General features: G+C 72.6%; 19 protein-coding genes. 9 read left to right on the top strand and 10 right to left on the bottom strand.

Features of this window, described 5'->3' with window-relative positions:
• The first annotated feature begins 29 nt into the window (after nt 1-29).
• The 3 genes from JQN83_RS30155 to JQN83_RS30145 are packed head-to-tail and all read left to right on the top strand — an operon-like array spanning nt 30 to nt 2452.
• Entirely contained in the window at nt 30-1343 is a 1314-nt protein-coding gene (locus tag JQN83_RS30155) for a S8 family serine peptidase (protein WP_307799907.1), read from the top strand.
• A gap of 28 nt (nt 1344-1371) precedes the next feature.
• Nucleotides 1372-2013 carry an RNA polymerase sigma factor gene (locus JQN83_RS30150; protein WP_208570539.1) on the top strand — a complete coding sequence of 214 codons (642 nt, stop codon included), beginning with the start codon at nt 1372-1374 and terminating at the stop codon, nt 2011-2013.
• Entirely contained in the window at nt 1988-2452 is a 465-nt protein-coding gene (locus tag JQN83_RS30145) for a hypothetical protein (RefSeq protein WP_208570538.1), read from the top strand. Before JQN83_RS30150 ends, JQN83_RS30145 begins: the two co-directional genes overlap by 26 nt.
• Before the next feature lie 127 nt (nt 2453-2579).
• On the opposite strand, the gene JQN83_RS30140 is transcribed toward JQN83_RS30145, so the two are convergent.
• Nucleotides 2580-3608 (bottom strand): hypothetical protein, encoded by a 1029-nt coding sequence (locus JQN83_RS30140; RefSeq protein ID WP_208570537.1) that lies wholly within the window; start codon nt 3606-3608, stop codon nt 2580-2582.
• Nucleotides 3609-3994: 386 nt separating this feature from the next.
• On the opposite strand from JQN83_RS30140, the gene JQN83_RS30135 reads away from it, so the two are divergent.
• The gene (locus JQN83_RS30135) at nt 3995-4492 is read left to right on the top strand and encodes a cellulose binding domain-containing protein (RefSeq protein ID WP_208570536.1); all 498 of its coding nucleotides are present in this window, start codon (nt 3995-3997) and stop codon (nt 4490-4492) included.
• Between the two features lie 177 nt (nt 4493-4669).
• On the opposite strand, the gene JQN83_RS30130 is transcribed toward JQN83_RS30135, so the two are convergent.
• The 6 genes from JQN83_RS30130 to JQN83_RS30105 form a co-directional block, all read right to left on the bottom strand.
• Complete coding sequence (locus tag JQN83_RS30130) at nt 4670-5353, bottom strand: lytic polysaccharide monooxygenase auxiliary activity family 9 protein (protein ID WP_208570535.1); 684 nt, start codon at nt 5351-5353, stop codon at nt 4670-4672.
• A gap of 342 nt (nt 5354-5695) precedes the next feature.
• Nucleotides 5696-6271, bottom strand: coding sequence for a hypothetical protein (locus tag JQN83_RS30125; protein ID WP_208570534.1), 576 nt, complete (start codon nt 6269-6271; stop codon nt 5696-5698).
• 363 nt (nt 6272-6634) lie between these two features.
• Nucleotides 6635-7213, bottom strand: a complete 579-nt coding sequence (locus JQN83_RS30120) for a P-loop nucleotide/nucleoside kinase family protein (RefSeq protein ID WP_307799906.1) — start codon at nt 7211-7213, stop codon at nt 6635-6637.
• Nucleotides 7214-7310: 97 nt separating this feature from the next.
• Nucleotides 7311-7706: an Imm7 family immunity protein gene (locus JQN83_RS30115; RefSeq protein WP_208570533.1), complete on the bottom strand. Its 396-nt coding sequence runs from the start codon at nt 7704-7706 to the stop codon at nt 7311-7313.
• A gap of 23 nt (nt 7707-7729) precedes the next feature.
• Complete coding sequence (locus JQN83_RS30110; RefSeq protein WP_208570532.1) at nt 7730-8278, bottom strand: hypothetical protein; 549 nt, start codon at nt 8276-8278, stop codon at nt 7730-7732.
• A gap of 152 nt (nt 8279-8430) precedes the next feature.
• Nucleotides 8431-9165, bottom strand: a complete 735-nt coding sequence (locus tag JQN83_RS30105; protein ID WP_208570531.1) for a DUF2470 domain-containing protein — start codon at nt 9163-9165, stop codon at nt 8431-8433.
• Nucleotides 9166-9238: 73 nt separating this feature from the next.
• Between JQN83_RS30105 and rpsD the strand changes: the two genes are divergently transcribed.
• Nucleotides 9239-9847: a 30S ribosomal protein S4 gene (gene rpsD / locus JQN83_RS30100; RefSeq protein WP_208570530.1), complete on the top strand. Its 609-nt coding sequence runs from the start codon at nt 9239-9241 to the stop codon at nt 9845-9847.
• Here rpsD and JQN83_RS30095 read toward each other — a convergent pair.
• Together JQN83_RS30095 and JQN83_RS30090 are read right to left on the bottom strand one after the other, a co-directional pair.
• On the bottom strand, nt 9835-11694 hold the full coding sequence (locus tag JQN83_RS30095) for an ABC transporter ATP-binding protein (RefSeq protein WP_208570529.1): 1860 nt from the start codon (nt 11692-11694) through the stop codon (nt 9835-9837). The genes rpsD and JQN83_RS30095 overlap by 13 nt on opposite strands.
• Complete coding sequence (locus tag JQN83_RS30090) at nt 11691-13415, bottom strand: ABC transporter transmembrane domain-containing protein (protein ID WP_307799903.1); 1725 nt, start codon at nt 13413-13415, stop codon at nt 11691-11693. The genes JQN83_RS30095 and JQN83_RS30090 overlap by 4 nt, the downstream gene beginning before the upstream one ends.
• 99 nt (nt 13416-13514) lie before the next feature.
• Between JQN83_RS30090 and JQN83_RS30085 the strand changes: the two genes are divergently transcribed.
• Genes JQN83_RS30085 through JQN83_RS30070 form a run of 4 tightly spaced genes read left to right on the top strand, consistent with a single transcriptional unit; the run spans nt 13515 to nt 17432 of the window.
• On the top strand, nt 13515-14552 hold the full coding sequence (locus tag JQN83_RS30085) for an iron-siderophore ABC transporter substrate-binding protein (protein WP_208570528.1): 1038 nt from the start codon (nt 13515-13517) through the stop codon (nt 14550-14552).
• Nucleotides 14552-15592 carry a FecCD family ABC transporter permease gene (locus JQN83_RS30080; RefSeq protein WP_208570527.1) on the top strand — a complete coding sequence of 347 codons (1041 nt, stop codon included), beginning with the start codon at nt 14552-14554 and terminating at the stop codon, nt 15590-15592. Before JQN83_RS30085 ends, JQN83_RS30080 begins: the two co-directional genes overlap by 1 nt.
• Nucleotides 15589-16623, top strand: a complete 1035-nt coding sequence (locus tag JQN83_RS30075; RefSeq protein ID WP_208570526.1) for a FecCD family ABC transporter permease — start codon at nt 15589-15591, stop codon at nt 16621-16623. The genes JQN83_RS30080 and JQN83_RS30075 overlap by 4 nt, the downstream gene beginning before the upstream one ends.
• Nucleotides 16620-17432, top strand: a complete 813-nt coding sequence (locus JQN83_RS30070) for an ABC transporter ATP-binding protein (RefSeq protein ID WP_208570525.1) — start codon at nt 16620-16622, stop codon at nt 17430-17432. Before JQN83_RS30075 ends, JQN83_RS30070 begins: the two co-directional genes overlap by 4 nt.
• Nucleotides 17433-17685: 253 nt before the next feature.
• Here the strand turns inward: JQN83_RS30070 and JQN83_RS30065 are convergent, their stop codons facing one another.
• Nucleotides 17686-18150 (bottom strand): DIP1984 family protein, encoded by a 465-nt coding sequence (locus tag JQN83_RS30065; RefSeq protein WP_208570524.1) that lies wholly within the window; start codon nt 18148-18150, stop codon nt 17686-17688.
• Nucleotides 18151-18190: the final 40 nt, after the last annotated feature.

Raw genomic sequence — 18190 nt, 5'->3', positions numbered from 1 at the left:
CGCGCTTCTCTCACGAGCATGGAGGATCCGTGCCGCCGTCCGACCACCCCACCGTGCCGGGTCCGGCCGGCCGGCTGTCCCGACGGCGGGTCCTGGCGCTGTCCGCGCTGGCCGTGGCGGCACCGCTCGGCGTCGTGCCGCGCCCCGCCCCGGCGGTCGCTGGCGACGCGGACGCCAACGCCTACCAGAAGGCGTTCGAAGCGGCGCTGGCCGCCGACCAGAATGTGCGTCGGTACACCGTGCCGGGGCGGGAGATCCTCTACCGGCCCCGGCAACTGCTCGCCGCCGCCGCCGACGCCAAACGGGTCACCACCTGGTTGCGTGCCCACGACTATCCGGTGACCGTCGGCACCGGCTTCGCCGGTGTCACCCGGCTGTTGTTCGACCGGGAGACCGACATCCCCGGCGTCGTGGGGAAACTACGCGACCCCCAGCAGTGGCCCGGTCAACCGGTGCCGGCGGTGCAGCCGCATCACGTGCTGCTCGGCCTGGGCAACATCATGGGCAACCCGGGCACGCCGCCCCGCCCGGCGGCGGCGCTGCCGCCGCCCGACCCGACCCGGCTCGGTGAGGGGGCAGGCGTCACCGTCGGGATCTGCGACACCGGGATCTGGCAGCTGGCCGGCGCGTGTCACCCGCAGTGGCTCGGCGGCACGTACCTGCCGCAGCCCGACGACGAGGATCCGCTCTACGTCCACACCGACGTGCTCGCTCCGCAGGGCGGGCACGGCACCTTCGTCGCGGGGGTGGTCCGGCAGGCCGCGCCGGGGGTACGCGTCGACCCGGAGCAGGCCCTGGACCCGACCGGGGTGGGGGACGAGGCGAGCGTGGTGGCCGCCCTGAGCCGGCTCGCGCCGCAGGTGTCCGTGTTCAACCTCTCCCTGGGTGGCTACACCCTGGACGACCAGCCGTCGCTGCCACTGGCCAACGCGTTGGCCGCGCTGCCGACGACGAGCGCCGTGGTCGCGGCGGCCGGCAACGCGGGCACCAGTCGTCCGCTCTGGCCTGCCGCCCTGGACCGGGTGCTGGCGGTCGCGGCGGTCGCCCAGACGTCCGGCGGTCTGGTGCCGGCGGTCGACAGCTGCTTCGGCCCCTGGGTGGACGCCTGCGCCCTCGGCGAGCGCCACAGCACCTACGTCGAGGGGCAGCTGCCGCTACCCGGGCGGCCGGTACGCCAGTTCCACGGGTTCGCCGTCTGGGCCGGCACCTCGTTCGCCACCGCACACGTCTCCGGGCGGCTCGCCGCCCTGATGACCGCCGGGGGCCTCAGCGCGGACCAGGCGCGTACGACCCTGCTCGCCGCCCCCCGGTGGCACCCCGACTACGGGGTGCTCGTCGGATGAGCCGTGTGACGCCCCGGGCGGTGGCCCGGTGACCGGTGCCAGCGCGACCAGCCTGTTGTCCGCCGCCGCCGGTGGGGACGAGTCGGCCTGGGCCGAACTGGTCCGCCGGTACACCCCGGTCGTCTACTCGGTCATCCGGGCGTACGACCTCAGCCGGGCCGACGCGGCGGATGTCAACCAGACCGTCTGGCTCCGCCTGGTGGAGCAGCTCGGCCGGGTACGCGAACCCGAGGCGTTGCCGGGCTGGCTGGCCACCACGGCCCGGCGCGAGTGCTACCGGTTGTCCCGCCTCAGCCGTCGGGCCCAGCCCGTCGACCCGTACGACCAGTCGTTGCAGACCTATCACGGGCTCTCCCGGGAGCTGGCGGCGATGGCGCCCGCCCCGGACGACGAGCTGCTGCGCGCGGAGCGGCGGCAGGCGTTGCGCGAGGGTTTCGTGCAGCTCCCGCCGCGCTGCCAGGCACTGTTGGCACTGCTGACGACCGACCCGCCGATGAGCTACCGGGAGGTCGCCGAGCGGCTCGGCATTCCGATCGGCAGTATCGGACCCACCCAGGCCCGCTGTCTGCGTAGGCTGCGGAAATGTCCGGCGATCGTCGAGTTTCTCGGAGCGTCCGCCATCGGTACGAACGGGGGTGAGCCGGATGGAGCCGTGGCCGCCGGTCGATGACGACGCGCTGACGACGGAGCTGGGCGCGGCGCTGTGGGACACGGGGCCGGTCTCGGAGGCCTACCTGAGCGCGGCGTTGGCCGCGTTCACCTGGCGTACCGCTGACGCGGAGCTGGCCGTCGCCGAGCTGACCTTCGACTCGGCGGTCGACGCCGAACTGGTGGGCATGACCCGGTCTGCCGCGTCCGCGCGGACGCTCTCCTTCCGCAGCGGGTCGGTGCTGGTGGAGATCGAGGTGAGTGACGCCGGGATCGTCGGGCAGCTCTCCCCGTCCGGTGGCGGACGGGTGAGCGCCCGCACGGCCACCGGCACCTACGACGAGGCGTCGGTGGACGCGATGGGCTTCTTCTCGTTGGGCGTCCCACCGCCGGGTCCGGTCCAGTTGTGCGCGCGTACCGTCGGGTATGCCCTGTCCACCGCCTGGGTCTGTCTGCGCTGACCGGCGCTCTGCTCCCCGGAGGGCGGCGCGGGCGGTGCCGCGCGTCCGGTGTCCGACCCCGACCGACGACGGTGGGGCGTGGGCCGGATGGCCCACGCCCCACCGTCGCAGGTGGCGACGATCCGGGTTATCCCCGCTGCCCGTCCGCCAGCAGGTACTGCACCCCGCCGAGGTCGGCGCGGGCGGTGCCGTCGGCGTCCGGCCCGAACTGGGTCACGTTGAGCGCGGTCTCCTTGGCCAGGGCGGTCTCGGCCGAGAAGGCCAACGAGAACTCGAGGCGCTCACCGGGCTTCAACACCAGCCCGCTGATGCTGGCCTTCGTCGGTTCGACGATCTCCAATTCGGTCTTGCCGACCTGGCGGATGCCCGTGCCGACCTTTCCGGTGGACTGCCACCGCTCGAACAGGGTCGGGCCGAGGTCGACGAAGACCCGGGCGCCCCGGGCCTGCTCCGCCGGCTGGGTGAAGACCAGGTCGTTCTTGGTCTCCGCGGTGGTCACGTTGCCGATGGCGAACGGCCGCACGACCCGCGGTCCGCCAGCGACGAGCCGGACCGAGTCGACGTTGCGCCAGACGATGTTGTTGTTGTGCTGGGTGTTGACGCTCGTGCTCGGACCCTCGAAGGTCATCGGGTCGGTGGGTGACACCCAGCGCGCCAACAGGCAGAAGTGACCCGGGCCGGGCACCCCGGTCCACGGGATCGTGACCGTGGTGACGCCGGGGTAGACGGGCACGCTGACCGCGCCGATCTGGGTCCAGTGCGTCGGCCAGGTGGCGCCGCCGCCCGGGGTCGTCCGGTAGACCCGCAGCACCCCGTTGTCGATGCCCGAGCCGTACGGTCCGTTGTTGCGCACCTTCAGGAAGAGATAGTTGGTGACCCCGACGATCGGGTTCTGGCTGACGGCACACTCCACGGCGGTCGGGCAGACCTTGATGTCGGGGCTGGCCCACAACGGGCCGTACGAGTGCGGCTGGACGCCGGTGTCGGCGGCGACGTCCTTCATGTAGACGTCGGTGCGGGCCGCCGCGGCGGCCTTGCCCTGCGGTGCCTCGCCGGGTGCCGCGGCGGCTGCGGTGACCGCCAGCAGCCCGGCCAGCGCCGCACCCGTGAGTACGGCCAGCGTGGAGCGGCGGACGCGCTTTCCTACCTTGCCCATGACAGGTTTTCTCCCATCGGCGGGGGACGTCGATCACGACATGTTTCGATGTCGTGTCGGCGCGATGACGTAGTTGAGGAGTCGGCCATGCGCCGGGAAATACCGTCCCGGGGCCTGCCGTCAGATGGCGCGAGGACCGGCAAAAGAGACAGTCATCGATGCGTTCGGAGGGTCGACCGCCCGTCTCAATGCCGCGATCGATCCCGTGGCCCGCCCCCTGAGGGTGTCCGGCCCGTCGACGGCGGGGTCGGCGCGACGCCTTTGACAATCGACAGTGGTGAATTAATGTTGGGCTCGCGAGGTGCGCGCCGGGCGGTCATCGGGGCGGCTCACGCCCCGTGTGCAGCCGCGCCGCCCTGCGCCGACCCCCGGGAGGAACAGCCGCCATGAGACTGAGGAGCAGTCATCTCGGTGCCGCTGCGGCGACCCTGACGCTGGCCACCGCCCTGGGTGGCGTCAGCGTCCCGACCGCCGTGCCCGCCAGCATGACCCCACCACCCGGCACGGCGGTGCCGGGCAGTCCGCCGCCCAGTACGGCGGTGCCGGGCAGTCCGCCGCCCAGCGGGGCGGCGTGCACCGTGCGGTACTCGGTCTACACCTGGGACACCTTCCTGACGAGCAGCATCACCATCACCAACACCGGTGCCAGCGCGATCACCTCCTGGAGGCTGACGTTCCCGCTGCCGGCCGGGCAACGCATCACCACCGACTGGAACGCGGTGTACTCGCCGTCCAGCGGCACCGTCACGGCCCGTGGGCTCGACGACCACGTCATCCTCGGGCCGGGGGGCTCGATCGCCATCGGGTTCGTGGCCGAGCACACCGGTGGCACCGGCAGCCCGTCCTCGTTCACCCTCAACGGGACGCCCTGTTCGCTCACCTGAGGCGGAGTCCCGCCGGCCGGGCCGGTTCCCCGCCGTGGCGGTCGGCCGCGTGTCGGGAAGCGTCGGTTGACGGCGGCCCGCCGCCACCACCAGCGTCACGCGGTGCCGCCGGACGACCCCGAGACGGGCTCCGGCCCAGGACGGTGACGTCCTGGGCCGGGAGTACCGCGTCGCCGATCAGGCGATCTTGACGTCGCTGCACCACATGTAGGTCTGGTCCGCGTGCGACGCCTTCCAGATGAAGAACAGGACGTGGCTTCCGGAGCGCGACGACGGGATCGAGACGTTGAACGAGATGTTCTGTGCCGGCGCGTACCGCCCGGTCGTGGTGATCAGGTCCAGGTTGCCCCACCCGACCCGCTGGGTGGCCGGGTTGAACCCCTGCTTGGTGACGTAGACCCGGAAGAAGTCAGCACCGTGGCTGGCCTGGTCGTACATCTGGACGGTGAGGTTGCGGCTGACGGTGGTCGCCTTCCATGCCCCGGGCGTGTTCAGCGAGTTGTTCCGGGACAGGGCGTTGCTGCACAGCTGCCCGTCCGGGGTGCTGGGCTGGTACTGGCCGGCCAGGCCGTCGCGCAACGCGCTCATCCAGTTCCACATGGTGTCCGGGTTGGCCTGCCACGCCTGCCAGCACATCGGGTCCTGCTGCTGCATGGCCGGGTTGGTGTGCTGGCTGCCCCAGGTCTGCCAGCACTGGTACGCCCGGGTCGCCGGGTTGATGATCGTCCCGTGCGCCTGGGCGGGGCTGGTCAGGGGCAGGGTGCCGACCACCATGGCGAACATCAGGGCGAGCGCCTGGAGGGACCGGCGGACGGTTGACCGGGGGCGTCCGCCGGATCGGTCGGACTGGTGTGAACGCACTGTTCATCCTCCATTCGTCGGTACGGGACATCGAGTGGTGAATGCTCCCGAATCCACTGTTGCACCCATGCCGCAAAATATCAATGTTGATCGATATTTAGTCGGATTGGATCGAGCTGTCGGATGTGGAGCGAGCTGTCCGAGATCGCCGGATCGCCGGCGGGCGGCCGGACCGTGGACCCGAGGTCACCGCAGGTCCGGGTCGGGCGGCCGGACGGCGTGGTGTCGGGCCGGCCACCGGGGGCGGCAACCGTGCGTCGGCCACCCGGCACGGTGACCCCGGGTCGGCCGTCGGGCGCGGTCACCACGTGGCGGGGCGTGCCGGCCTGTCGGCCGGACGGGTCACAGCTTCGCTGCGGCGTCGTACCTCCGGCGCAGGTCGGCCATCTCCGAGGCACCCAGCGCCTCCTGCTGCGCGATCGTCGCGTACGCGGGCGGGAACATCTCCCGGAGCCGGTCGACGAACCTGACCTCCGCGGTCGCCTCGACGACCTGGATTCCCGGCGGATCGGTGGACATGTCCATGATCAGTGGGCCGGCCAGCTTGACCGCCACGTCCCAGGGGCGCTTCTGCTCGGCGATGCCGCACAGATGGAAGCCGTAGATCTTCTGGACGTCGGTGAACGTGGTGGCCCCGGCCGGTTCGAAGCCGTAGACGCGGACCCCGCAGATCACCGGCGGCTTCTCCGTGGTGGCACCCTGCTGGGCGTCGTGCCCGGCATGCTGGTGCTGCCCCGGATCCGCCTTTTCGAGCGTGGTACGCATCCGGGCCACGATCTGCGCCTGCAGATCCGCCGGCTGCGCCCCCGTGCTGCTCCGGTTGGCCAACACGACAGTGCCGACCGACACCACCAGCAGGATCACCGCCACCCACACCAGGCGGTGCCGGTACCACGCGGAACTCTCTGGGGAACTCATCGCTTCTCACCTCGTCGCCGGTTGTGGTGCGCTGGCAGGCCCGTCAGGCGACCCCGGGCAGGCGTCGAGCGTGTCGACCGTCGGGGCGCGTGGCGGCGGATACGTGTGGCGGGCGGGAGTGCCCACCCGGCAGGGTGCCCGTCAGCACGGCGATGGCCCGTCGAGGCGGTGTGCGAGCGTCCGTCGAGGCGGCGCGCTGTCGATGCCGTGCTGCTCCCGTGCTGGCCGTTCTCAGTGCGGTTGCCCCCGCGCTGCGGCGATATGAGCTATTCCAACACGTCTGGATGCACTCTGGCAACATTGACGGATCTCAGTGGGCTTTCGACCCGCTCGGGTACTTGCGGCACGGCCGGTCGGCGGGGGTCAGTGAACCGAGGGCGGCCAGCGGTGGGTGCGCCACTCGTACCAGGTCGGGAAGCCCGCCGGGGGGTCGTCGATGGGTTCGCCGCCGTCGAGCTCGCCCGGCGTGGGGACGTCGAAGCGGGCGGCCCACTCGACGAGTTCCCCGTCGGACATGGGCCACGTCGTGTGCGGTGCGTCGGCCTGGCGTTGGTCACGTCGTTTCCGCTGCTCGGACGGGCTGAGAGCGAAGTAGTGCAGTTCCACCGTCGCGCCGACGTCAAGCGCCGCATGGCGCAGGGCGGAGCGCTCGTTGCGGTCCCACAGGCCGTAGTCGAGCACGACGTTGGTGCTGAGTTCGAGGGCGCGCAGCGCGATCTGGATGAGCCTTCCCTCGATCACGGCTCCCGCCAGGGGTGGATTCCCGGGTCCGTAGAGAGCCTTCACCCACTCGTCCTTGGTCAGCCGAAGTGCTTTGCGTTCGATCTCGATGCGCCGGGCGGCCGTGGTCTTCCCGGTGCAGGGCAGGCCCACGGTCAGGAACAGTGTCGGTTTCTCCATCAACATCCTCCGGCCGGACGCCCCATCATCGCGCACCGCCACCCGGGCCGCTCCCCGTTGCCCGGTGTTCCCCGCCGTGCTGACGTACGGCTACGGGTGGACGGGCGGTGTCACATGGTGCGGGCGGGCCTCACCATGGTCAGCCGAGGTCCTCGTCTTCGAGGGTGGGGATCACCGGGGACAGCAGACGGTCGGCGTGTTCGGTGACCGTTGCGCGCGCCAGCCGGAAGACCCGGAAGGCCAGTTCGTGCCCGGGGTCCTCGTCGTCGTGGACGTACAGCAGCCCGTAGGACCCGGGGGCGAGCTGACCGATCCTGGTGAACAGGTCGAGGATGTCGGCACCGAACGTGCCCCGGTGGTTGGGGAACCCGCCGAGATGGACGTGGTACGCGCCGTTGACCGGGCGTAGGTCGACCAGCCCGTGGCCGGTGAGGCCGTCGAGCAGGTCCTGGATCTCGTCGAGGCGCAGGGGTGGGTCGTCGTCGACCGCCTCGGCTGTCGAGCGGAGGGTGATCCACCCGTGATACTCGAACATGGCCGCAGTGTAGGGGCACCTCCTCAGGTCGCGGTGCCGTCGCCCGGCGTGCCGGTGCGGCGTAGTTCGCGTAGTACGCCGTGGCGGCGCAGGGCCCAGGCGAGGCGTGGAACGCTCGGGTGCCGGATGAACAGCACGGCGACGCGGCGGGCCAGGCCGACCCGGTCGGCGTCCACCTGGTTCTCGACCGCCTGCCAGACCAGCTCGCGCACCCTGGCGTCGTCCAGCACCGCCCGTACCTCACGCCGCACCCTGGGGTCCTCGGCCGCCGAGGTGATGGCGGCAGCCTGACCCGGTCGGTCGGCATTCGGTCGGACCACCGCCGCGAGGAGCGGTCGGCGTACCTCGTCGCGTTCCAGCAGCAGCAACACCGCTTCCCGGATCTCGGTCGTGTCCAGACTGGACCGCAGCAGCCGCAGCAGGCTGCGCTCCACCTCGCGGTCATGGTCCGCGACGGAGAGCGTGGCCAGCAGCAGCGCCACCTCGTCGAGGTCGATGACGTGGCGTACCCCGTCGCGGAACTCCGGCAGGCCCCAGGCGGCCTGCAACGCCGTCACGAGATCGCGGTTCACGGTCAAACCGCTACCCGCAACCGGCGGCCGGTGAAACCCGGGATCCGCCGATCCATCGCGACGGCCGCCGCCCGCCGGATGCGGTTGTACCGTCGTCGACCAGGACGTCCTACCGCGACGGGGTCTGCATCAGGGATGCCCGGTCGCCCGGATCAGGCGGCTGCCTGCCGGGGGCAGAGCATCGGGTGCAGCAGCCGGGACAGCTCGGCGACGTCGGCGACGGGTCGCGCGAAGCTCACCCTCGCCCGTCGGGCCGCGCCGGGCTGGCCGTACGCGACCAGCAGGCCGTACCGGTCGATCCGGACCACCCGTGGCGACTCGGCACCGGTGAGCTTCAACTGCCGGCGCAGGTGGGCCGCGACCTGCTCGGCGTGGTGGTCGGCGAGGTCGGCCAGCAACCCCGCCTCGGCCGCGTGCAACGGGTCGGGCTCGGCCTGTGCGTACGCCTGCGGGTCGATCGGGCGCGTTGCGCCGGCGCGTTCCCAGCGGGCCTCGGTCACCTCGAACCGGTGCAGCTGGAACCTGCTGCCCACGTCGAGCAGGTCGCCGGTGGGCCGGATGGCGGCGAAGTCCATCGCGGCCTGCCGGGCCGCGTCGCCGTCGAGGCGCTCGGCCCAGCCGGAGACCCAGGCCCGGCCGAGCGAGGGGGCACCGGCGGTGGGCGGCAGGTCGAGCACGTCGAGGACGGTGGCGACGGCGGTGTCCCCGGCGGGCGGCGTGAGCGCCGTGGCGAGGTCGCCGGGCGCCGGCACCAGCAGCAGCACCCGGCCGGCCGGGTCGGTGGCGTGCCTGACCTGGTGCGGGCCGGTGCTGCCGGCCAGCTGGGCGAGGGCCGGCAGCTCGCCCGCGACGAGGGTACGCACGATCTCCGCCGGGCTGGGTCGCATGATCCCTGACTCCTCAATGTAGGTTAGCCTTACCTAAGTTGCAGGCTAGACCATTCGATCGGAGACGTCGAACGTGAACCACCCCCGCCCCAAGGCCCGGCTCTCCCGCGCGCTCGGCATCCCGCTCACCCGCAAGTGCGTGCGGTACTTCGAGCGACGTCCCTACCCGCCGGGTGTGCACGGCCGCAACCGGCGCAAGACCTCCGACTACCAGGTCCGGCTGCTGGAGAAGCAGCGGCTGCGCCACCAGTACAACGTCAGCGAGGCCCAACTGCGCCGGACGTTCGACGAGGCCGCCCGGGGCGCCGGGAAGACCGGTGAGTCGCTGGTCGCCCTCCTGGAACGGCGACTCGACGCGGTGGTGCTCCGGGCCGGGCTGGCCCGCAGCATCTACCAGGCACGCCAACTCGTCGGACACGGTCACTTCACCGTCGACGGGCACAAGGTCGACCGGCCCTCGTACCGGCTGCGGCCCGGCCAGGTGGTCGCGGTACGCGAGCGCAGCCGCGCCCTGCCACCGTTCCAGCTCGCCGCCACCGGCGCGCACGCCGACGACCTACCCCGCCCGTACCTGTCGGTGGAGCTCACCGGGCTGCGCGCCACGCTGCTGCGCGAGCCCGCCCGGCACGAGGTGCCGGTGGTCTGCGACGAGCAGCTCGTGGTGGAGTTCTACTCCCGCTGAGCGGTCAGCGGCGGCCCGTCCCTCCGCACCTGCCGCCGCTGCGGCACCGGCGGGTCGCCGCTGCCCACCACGGGCCCCGCAGCGGCGTCGGTGCGGGGCGGCCCGGGACCGTCGGCGGCCCGGGCGGTCCACGCCGCCCACAGCCGGGCGTAGCTTGCCCCCGCACCGACCAGGTCGGCGTGCGGACCACTCTCGACGATCTCGCCATGGTCCATGACGATGATGTGGTCCGCGGCCACGGCCTGGGTGAGGCGGTGGGCGACGACCAGGGCGGTGCGTCCCGCCAACGCCGCGGCGGCGGCCTGTTCGAGGTCGCGCGCACCTGCGCTGCCCGCCTCGGCGGTCGCCTCGTCCAGCACCACCACCGCGGGGTCGAGCAGCACCACCCGGGCCAGCGCCAACTGCTGCGCCTGCGCCGGAGTCAGCGGGTGGCCGCCCTCACCGACCACGGTGCCCAGGCCCTCGGGGAGGGCGAGCACCCAGGTCAGGGCACCGACGCGGGCCAGGGCCGCGGTGAGTTCCTCCGGCGTGGCGTGCGGGCGGGCCAACCGCAGGTCCTCATCGAGGGGCCCGGCGAACACGTGGGTCTCCTGACTGACCAGGGCGACCGTCCGGGCGGGCAGCTCATTGACGGGTACGCCGCCCAGGGTGGCCGTGCCGTGCCCGGGGCGCAGGGCCCCGGCGGCGATCGACGCGACCGTGGTCTTCCCGGCGCCGGTGGACCCGACCAGCGCGACGACCTGGCCCGACCCGACCCGCAGGGAGACGTCGCGCAGCACCGGCGTGGTCCCGTCGTAGCTGAAGCCGACGCCGGTCAGGACGAGGTCGTGCGCCGTCGGCGCGGTGCCGCCGCCACGGCCTTCGGGGTCCGTGCCGAGCACACCGACGAGACGGGCCAGGCTCGCCCCCGCATCCTGGGCCTTGTCGAAGGTGACCATCAGGTGCAGCACCGGGCCGAACAGGCGGTGCAGCAGCAGCGCGGCCGCGGAGACCTCGCCGAGGGTGACGGCGTCCCGGCGGACGAGCAGGAATCCCACCGCCAGCACCGCGCCGAGCCCGGCCAGCTCCGCCCCGTGGATGCGGCCCACGAAACGGGTGTAGAGGGCGAACACGCTCGTCGAGATGTCCCGCGCGCGGGCCGAGACCGCCGTGATGCCGGCGAGGTGCCGGTCCTCCAGCCGGTAGGCGTGCACCGTACGGATGCCCTGCACACTCTCGACGAACTGCTGCGACCGCTGCGCGATGGCGACCCGCTCCGCCGCGTAGGCCGGCGCGGCCCGGGGGAGGTACCACCGCAGGCCGAGCACATGGAGCGGGACGGCGACCGCGCCGGCCAGCCCCAGCCGCCAGTCGATGCCGATCATCGTGCCGAGGCTGATCGCCGCCAGCAGCAGGGCCGAGATCAGGGTGGGCAGAACCTCGGTGACGGCCCGGTCGATGGCGCTGACGTCCGCACCGACCCGCGAGACCAGGTCGCCCCGGCCCGCCCGGTCGAGCACCGCCGCCGGCAGGCGCAGCGCGGTGTCCAGGGCACGTTCACGCAGGTCGGCGAGGATCCCCGCACCCAACCGGCGGATCAGGTGGGCGCTGACGCCGGTGGCCACGCCGCCGACGACCGCCGCGGCCACGATGACCACGGCGACCGGCACGAGCGCGTCGGTGCCGCCACCGGCCCGGACCCGGTCGACCAGCAGGCCCAGGGCGTAGGCGGGGACGATCGCCGTGGCGGCGGCGAACAGCCCGACGACCAGGGTGCCGCCGGTGCCGCCCGGGCGGGCCCGTAGTTGCGCACCGAGCCACGCCCTGCTCTCGCGCGGGCCGGCCACGGGCAGGATCGGGTGGGTCACCGCAGCACCGTCCGGCGGTAGCTGTCGTCGTGGCCGACGAGTTCGGCGTGCGTACCCTCGGCGGCGACGGCGCCGTCCCCGATGAACACCACCCGGTCGGTGGCGGCCAGCAGCGTCGGGCTGGTGGTGATGACGACGGTGCCGTAGCCGGCATCCGAACCGTGCCGCAGGGCGCGGATGCCGTCGGCGACGGCCCGTTCGGTGACCGCGTCGACGGCGGTGGTCGGGTCGTGCAGGACCAGCAGCGGCGGCGCGGCGAGCAACGCGCGGGCGAGCGCGACACGTTGCCGCTGGCCGCCGGAGAGGTTCGCGCCGCGTTCGGTGACCGGCATGCGTAGGCCCTCCGGGTGCAGGTGCGCCACCTCGGCGACGGCAGCGGCGCGCAGGGCCTCGTCGAGCCGTCCGTCGTCGTGCCGTCCGTCGTCGTCGTGCCGCCCTCCGTCGTCGCGCAGGGCGATGTTCGAGGCGAGGGTGCCGGTGAACAGGTCGGTGCGGTGCGGTTCGCTGTGCAGCACCTGCCGCGCCCGGCCCCGGTCCACGGCCTCGAGCCGTTCGCCGCCGAGCAGGACGTCACCCGTGTGACCGTCGGGCACCGCCAGCAGCCGCGCCAGCGCCTCGGCGTCCGCCGGTCGGCGGGCCACCACACCGACGAACTCCCCGCCGCGCACGTGCAGGCGCAGCCCGGCGAGCGGGCCGTACGTCACGTCGGTCAGGCGCAGCTCGTGGCCGCCGCTGCGGGGCGCGGCGGCACCCGGCGGCAGGACCACGTCGGCCCCGACGACGGCGGCGACCCGCTCCGCCGCCGCGCGGGCGGCAGCGGTCCAACCGGGTACGACCGCGAGCACGCCGAACGGTTCGACGAGGAACTGCGCGGAGCCGATCACCGTGATGAACTGGCCGACCGTGATGCGGCCGGTGAGCGCGAACCAGCCCGCCATGAGCGCGATGCCTCCGGACAGCAGGGCGCTCAGCATCGTGGACGCGCCCAGGTAGGCGTTCTGGGTCCGGGAGGCGCGCAGCGTGGCCGCCAGGGCGTGGCGGCTCACCCGGTGGTACCGCTCGACGGCGGCGTCCTGCGCGCCGATGCCGCGCAACGCCCGCAGCCCGGTCACCAGGTCGGTGGCGAGCGCGGTGGCCCGGCCGGCCTGATCCTGTTGCTCCTTGACACGTCGGGCGATCAGCGGCGCGGTGCGGTTGAGGACCGCCAGCACGACCGGGATGGCGACCAGCACGGTCAGTCCGAGCGGTGGCGAGATCAGCAGCAGCGCGACCGCGCTGACCGTGACCGCCACCAGGGCGCTGGTGATCCGGGGGATGTGGTCGAGCAGGTAGGAGGTGTACTCGGCGTCGGTGGTGGTGACCGCGAGCAGGTCGCCGGTGTGCCGTTCGGCCCGGAGCACGCGTGGGTGCAGGATCCGCGCCGCCAACTCGACCCGCAGTTGGTGACCCTCCTCGGCGATGGCCCGTTGCAGGCGTCGCGCGCCGAAGCGGTAGGTCACCGCCAGCACCAGGTAGACCGCCGCCAGGACGGCGATCCAGACGAGCAGCGCGGTCAGGTCGCCGGTGGCGACGCCCCGGTCGACGATGACGCCGATGAGGATCGGCACCAGGGCCGCGCAGAGCTGGTAGACGCCGGCCAGTGCCGTTCCGCTCCAGAGGCGTCGCCCGTTGCGGGCGACCGCCCTACGCAGGATGACGGTGCCAGCACTGATCTTGCTCACTGCCTCATACCCCCTGGTCAACGGCTCAGGAACGTGGAGTACTTTACCGATCAAGTATTAGGTAAGCCTGTCCTTACTATGTGAGTTGGAGTACTCCGTATGCGCCCCTCCCGGTTGCTCACCGGAATCGTCGCGGTCGCCACCACGCTCGCCCTCGCCGCCTGCGGCGGGTCGTCCGACCCCGACGGGAAGCCCGCCGCGTCCGGGCCCGCGACGGCGACCTTCCCGCTCACCGTCACCCACGCGCTGGGCACCACCACGATCGACAAGAAGCCGGAGCGGGTCGCCACCGTCAACTGGGCCAACCACGAGGTCCCCCTCGCCCTGGGCGTCGTCCCGGTCGGCTACGCCAAGGCCAACTTCGGCGACGAGGACGGCGACGGGCTGCTGCCCTGGGACGCCGCGCGACTCAAGGAACTCGGCGCGTCGACCCCGGTGCTGTTCGACGAGACCGACGGCATCGACTTCGAGGCGGTGGCGAACACCAGGCCGGACGTCATCCTGGCCGCGTACTCCGGCCTGACCAAACAGGACTACGACACCCTGACGAAGATCGCGCCGGTCGTCGCGTACCCGCAGGCGCCCTGGGCCACCTCGTGGCGCGACAGCATCAAGCTGGAGAGCAAGGCCCTCGGCCTGGCCACCGAGGGTGACGCGCTGATCGCGAAGATCGAGAAGCAGATGAAGGACGAGGCCGCCCGCTACCCGAAGCTGGCGGGCCGGTCGGTGATGTTCCTGACCCACCTCGACCCGACCGACCTCAGCAAGATCAGCTTCTACACCACGAACGACACCCGGGCCCAGTTCTTCACCGACCTCGGCATGACGCACCCGCAGAGCATCGCGAAGGCCTCCGCCGCGACCAAGGAATTCAGCCTCACCCAGAGCGCCGAGCAGGTGCAGAACCTCAGCGACGTCGACATCATCGTGACCTACGGCGACGCCGACGGCACCACCCTGGCCACCCTCCAGAAGGACCCGCTGCTGTCCAAGATCCCCGCGATCAAGCGCGGCTCCTTCGTCTCGCTGCCCGGCAGCACCCCCGTCGCCACCGCCGCCAACCCGACACCCCTGGGCGTCTCGTTCGTCCTCAAGGACTACGTCGACCTGCTCGGCAAAGCCGCCGACAAGCTCTGATGACCGGTGCAACCACCTCCGGGCCGGACGTCGCCCTGCTGCGACGTCCGGCCCGGACCCGCCTGACCTGGCTCCTGATCGTCCTCGCCGCGCTGGCCCTGGCCCTGATCGCGTCGGTCGCCTTCGGTTCCCGGATCGTCGGCTGGGCCGACATCACCGCCGCACTCGGCGGCACCCAGGACACCCTCGACCAGGCGGCCGTGGTCAAACGCCTGCCCCGGACGGTGCTCGCGGCCCTGGTCGGCGCCGCACTGGCCCTGTCCGGGGCCGTGATGCAGGGCGTCACCCGCAACCCGCTCGCCGACCCGGGCATCCTCGGGGTGAACATGGGCGCGATGCTCGCCATCGCCGTCGCCATGACCACCGTCGGCCTGTACACCGCCACCATGTACATCTGGGTCGCCATCGCCGGAGCGGCGGTGTCCGCGCTGTTCGTCTACGCGGTCGGCTCGCTCGGTCGCGGCGGCGCCACCCCTCTCAAGATCGCCCTGGCCGGGGCGGCCACCTCCGCCGCCCTCGCCTCGCTGGTGGTCGCGGTCGTGCTGCCGCGTGGCGACATCGCCGAGAACTTCCAGTCCTGGCAGGTCGGCGGCGTCGGCGGGGCCAGCTGGGACAGCATCGGCCAGGTCCTGCCGTTCCTGGCCGCCGGGCTGGCCGTCTGCCTGCTGTGCGCCCGGGCACTCAACTCCCTCGCGCTCGGCGACGACCTCGCCGCCGGCCTGGGCGAACGCGTCGCCCTGGTCCGCGGGATCGCCGCCGCCGGTGCGGTGGTGCTCTGCGGCGCGGCCACCGCGGTCGCCGGACCGATCGCCTTCGTCGGCCTGATCGTCCCGCACCTGTGCCGGCTGCTCGTCGGACTCGACCACCGTTGGCTGCTGCCGTTCGCGACCCTGGTCGGCGCGGTGCTGCTGACCGTCGCGGACGTCGCCGGACGGGTGGTGAACCGCCCCGACGAGATCGAGGCCGGGATCATCACCGCCCTGATCGGCGCCCCCTTCTTCATCTACATCGTCCGCCGGCAGAAGGTACGCGAACTGTGAGCACCACGACCCTGAGGGCCGTCACCCGCGGTCGGGTCCGGCGCAGCCGACGACGCCGTGCCGTGCTGACCGCACTCTCGGCGGCGGTGGCCGCGCTGGTCGTCGTCTCGCTGATGGTCGGGCAGACGTTCTACCCGCCCGGCGACGTGCTGCGGGTGATCCTCGGCGAGACCGTGCCCGGCGCGTCGTTCACCGTCGGTGAACTTCGGCTGCCCCGCACCGTCCTGGCCCTGGCGACCGGGCTCTGCTTCGGCATGGGCGGCGTCACCTTTCAGACCATGTTGCGCAACCCGCTGGCCAGCCCCGACATCATCGGCATCAGCTCGGCGGCGAGCGCCGCGGCGGCCTTCGGCATCATCGTGCTCGGCCTCGGCGAGACCGGCGTCTCGATCTTCGCCATCGTCGCCGCGCTCGGCGTCGCCGTGCTCATCTACCTGCTGTCGTTCACCGACGGGGTGGCCGGCACCCGGCTGGTGCTGATCGGCATCGGCATCGCCGCCATGCTCAACAGCGCCACCTCGTACGTCCTCAACCAGGCCGGCCAGTGGGACCTGCAGGCGGCGACCCGCTGGCTCAACGGCAGCCTCAACGGCTCCACCTGGGACGAGACGGTTCCGGTGCTGGCCGCGCTGGCCGTGTTCGGCCCGGTGCTGCTGAGCCAGGCCCGGAACCTGACCATGCTGCAACTCGGCGACGACACCGCCGCGGCGCTCGGCACCCGGCTGGAACGTACCCGGCTGGTCTCGATCGTCGCGGCCGTCGGCCTGATCGCGTTCGCCACCTCGGCCACCGGACCGATCGCGTTCGCGGCCTTCCTGGCCGGGCCGATCGCCGCCCGGCTGGTCGGCGCCGGCGGCTCACCGCTGGTGCCGTCCGCCCTCGTCGGCGCGCTGCTGGTACTGGTCGCCGACTTCCTCGGCCAGTTCGCCTTCGACATCCGCTTCCCGGTGGGGGTGATCACCGGCGTGCTCGGTGCCCCGTACCTCATCTACCTGCTCGTCCGCACGAACCGCGCCGGAGGCTCGCTGTGACCACCGACCACGCCCTGACGACGGAGAAACTGACCGTCGGCTACGGCGACCGCGTCGTCATCGAATCGCTCGACCTGCTCGTCCCGCCCGGCCGGATCACCGCGATCGTCGGCGCCAACGCCTGCGGGAAGTCGACGCTGCTGCGGTCGATGTCGCGGCTGCTCGCCCCGCGCGCCGGTCACGTCCTGCTCGACGGCCGGCAGGTGCACCGGACGCCGGCCAAGGAGCTGGCCCGCACCCTCGGCCTGCTGCCCCAGTCACCGATCGCCCCGGAGGGCATCACCGTGGCCGACCTGGTCGGTCGGGGCCGCAACCCGCACCAGCGACTGCTGTCGCGCTGGAGCGGGGACGACGACCGTGCGGTGGCCGCCGCCCTCGACGCCACCCACACCGCCGACCTGGCCGACCGGTCGGTCGACGAACTCTCCGGCGGGCAGCGGCAACGGGTGTGGATCGCGATGGCGCTGGCCCAACAGACCGAACTGCTGCTGCTCGACGAGCCGACCACCTTCCTCGACGTCAGCCACCAGGTCGAGGTGCTCGACCTGCTCACCGACCTCAACGCCACACGCGGCACCACGATCGTGATGGTGCTGCACGACCTGAACATGGCCGCCCGCTACGCCGGCCACCTCATCGCGCTGGCCGACGGTGGCCTGTACGCGGCGGGGCCGCCGACCGAGGTGCTGACCGAGGAGTGCGTCCGGGCCGTCTTCGGCCTGGACAGTCGGGTCATCGTCGATCCGGTCTCCGGCCGGCCGTTGATGCTGCCGATCGGTCGCCACCACGTCTCGGCCGCCCGCACCTAGCCCCCCGACGAGCCCCGCCGGGGCGGCCGGTACGGGTTGCGGAGGTCCCCCGTCCCACCCTCGCCGTCGTGGATCTGCACCCGGTGGTGTGCCGTACCCTGTGCGCCGTCACCTGTGTGCTGTGCTGGGCGTGCGGTGTGTGCCGGGGAATCGAACCCCCGCGCCTGCCCTCGGCGCACCAGCGTGAGCCGGAATACCCGCCGGCTCTCGGGTTCGTGCACGCCTCCACGTCGGCTACCTGCTCCGCAACCCGTCAGTCCAGCAGGTCGACCTCCCAGTTGCTCCGCTGGATCAGCGTGTCGACCTCGCGGAGCTGCCGGGCGAGGTAGTCGGCCTGGCCGCGCAGCTGCGCCACCGGCAGCGCCGGGATCATCCTCAGCTCCGACCGCAACTGCCGGAACCCCCGCTGGCCCTCGCCGGCAGCGGCGTCCGCGGCGGCGGTGACCACGCTGTGCCGCAACCGGAGCACGTCGCGGCGGGCCAGGGCGTCGGTGAGCGTGCCGCCGTCGAGCACGGTGGCGGCGTTGGTGCGGTTGATCCGCCGGATCAGCGTCTCCAGCTCTCCAAGCACCACGCCGGCCTCGGTCAGCAGCGCCGTCGCGTCCTCCGCCGGCGTCTCACCCTCCTGGAACCGGGCGCTGGCCACGATGCGGGCCCGGAGTTGTTCGGCGCGGCGTGCCGCATCCGCGCGCAACGCCAGGGCCTCGGCAAGCTTCATGCCCGCCAGTATGGCCGGCGAAGATCACCCCTGCCGCCCA

The sequence above is a fragment of the Micromonospora antibiotica genome (assembly GCF_017599305.1).
GTDB classification, from domain to species: Bacteria; Actinomycetota; Actinomycetes; order Mycobacteriales; family Micromonosporaceae; genus Micromonospora; species Micromonospora antibiotica.
The sequence above is the reverse complement of the archived record's forward strand: the minus strand, read 5'-3'. Positions and strand labels throughout refer to the sequence as shown.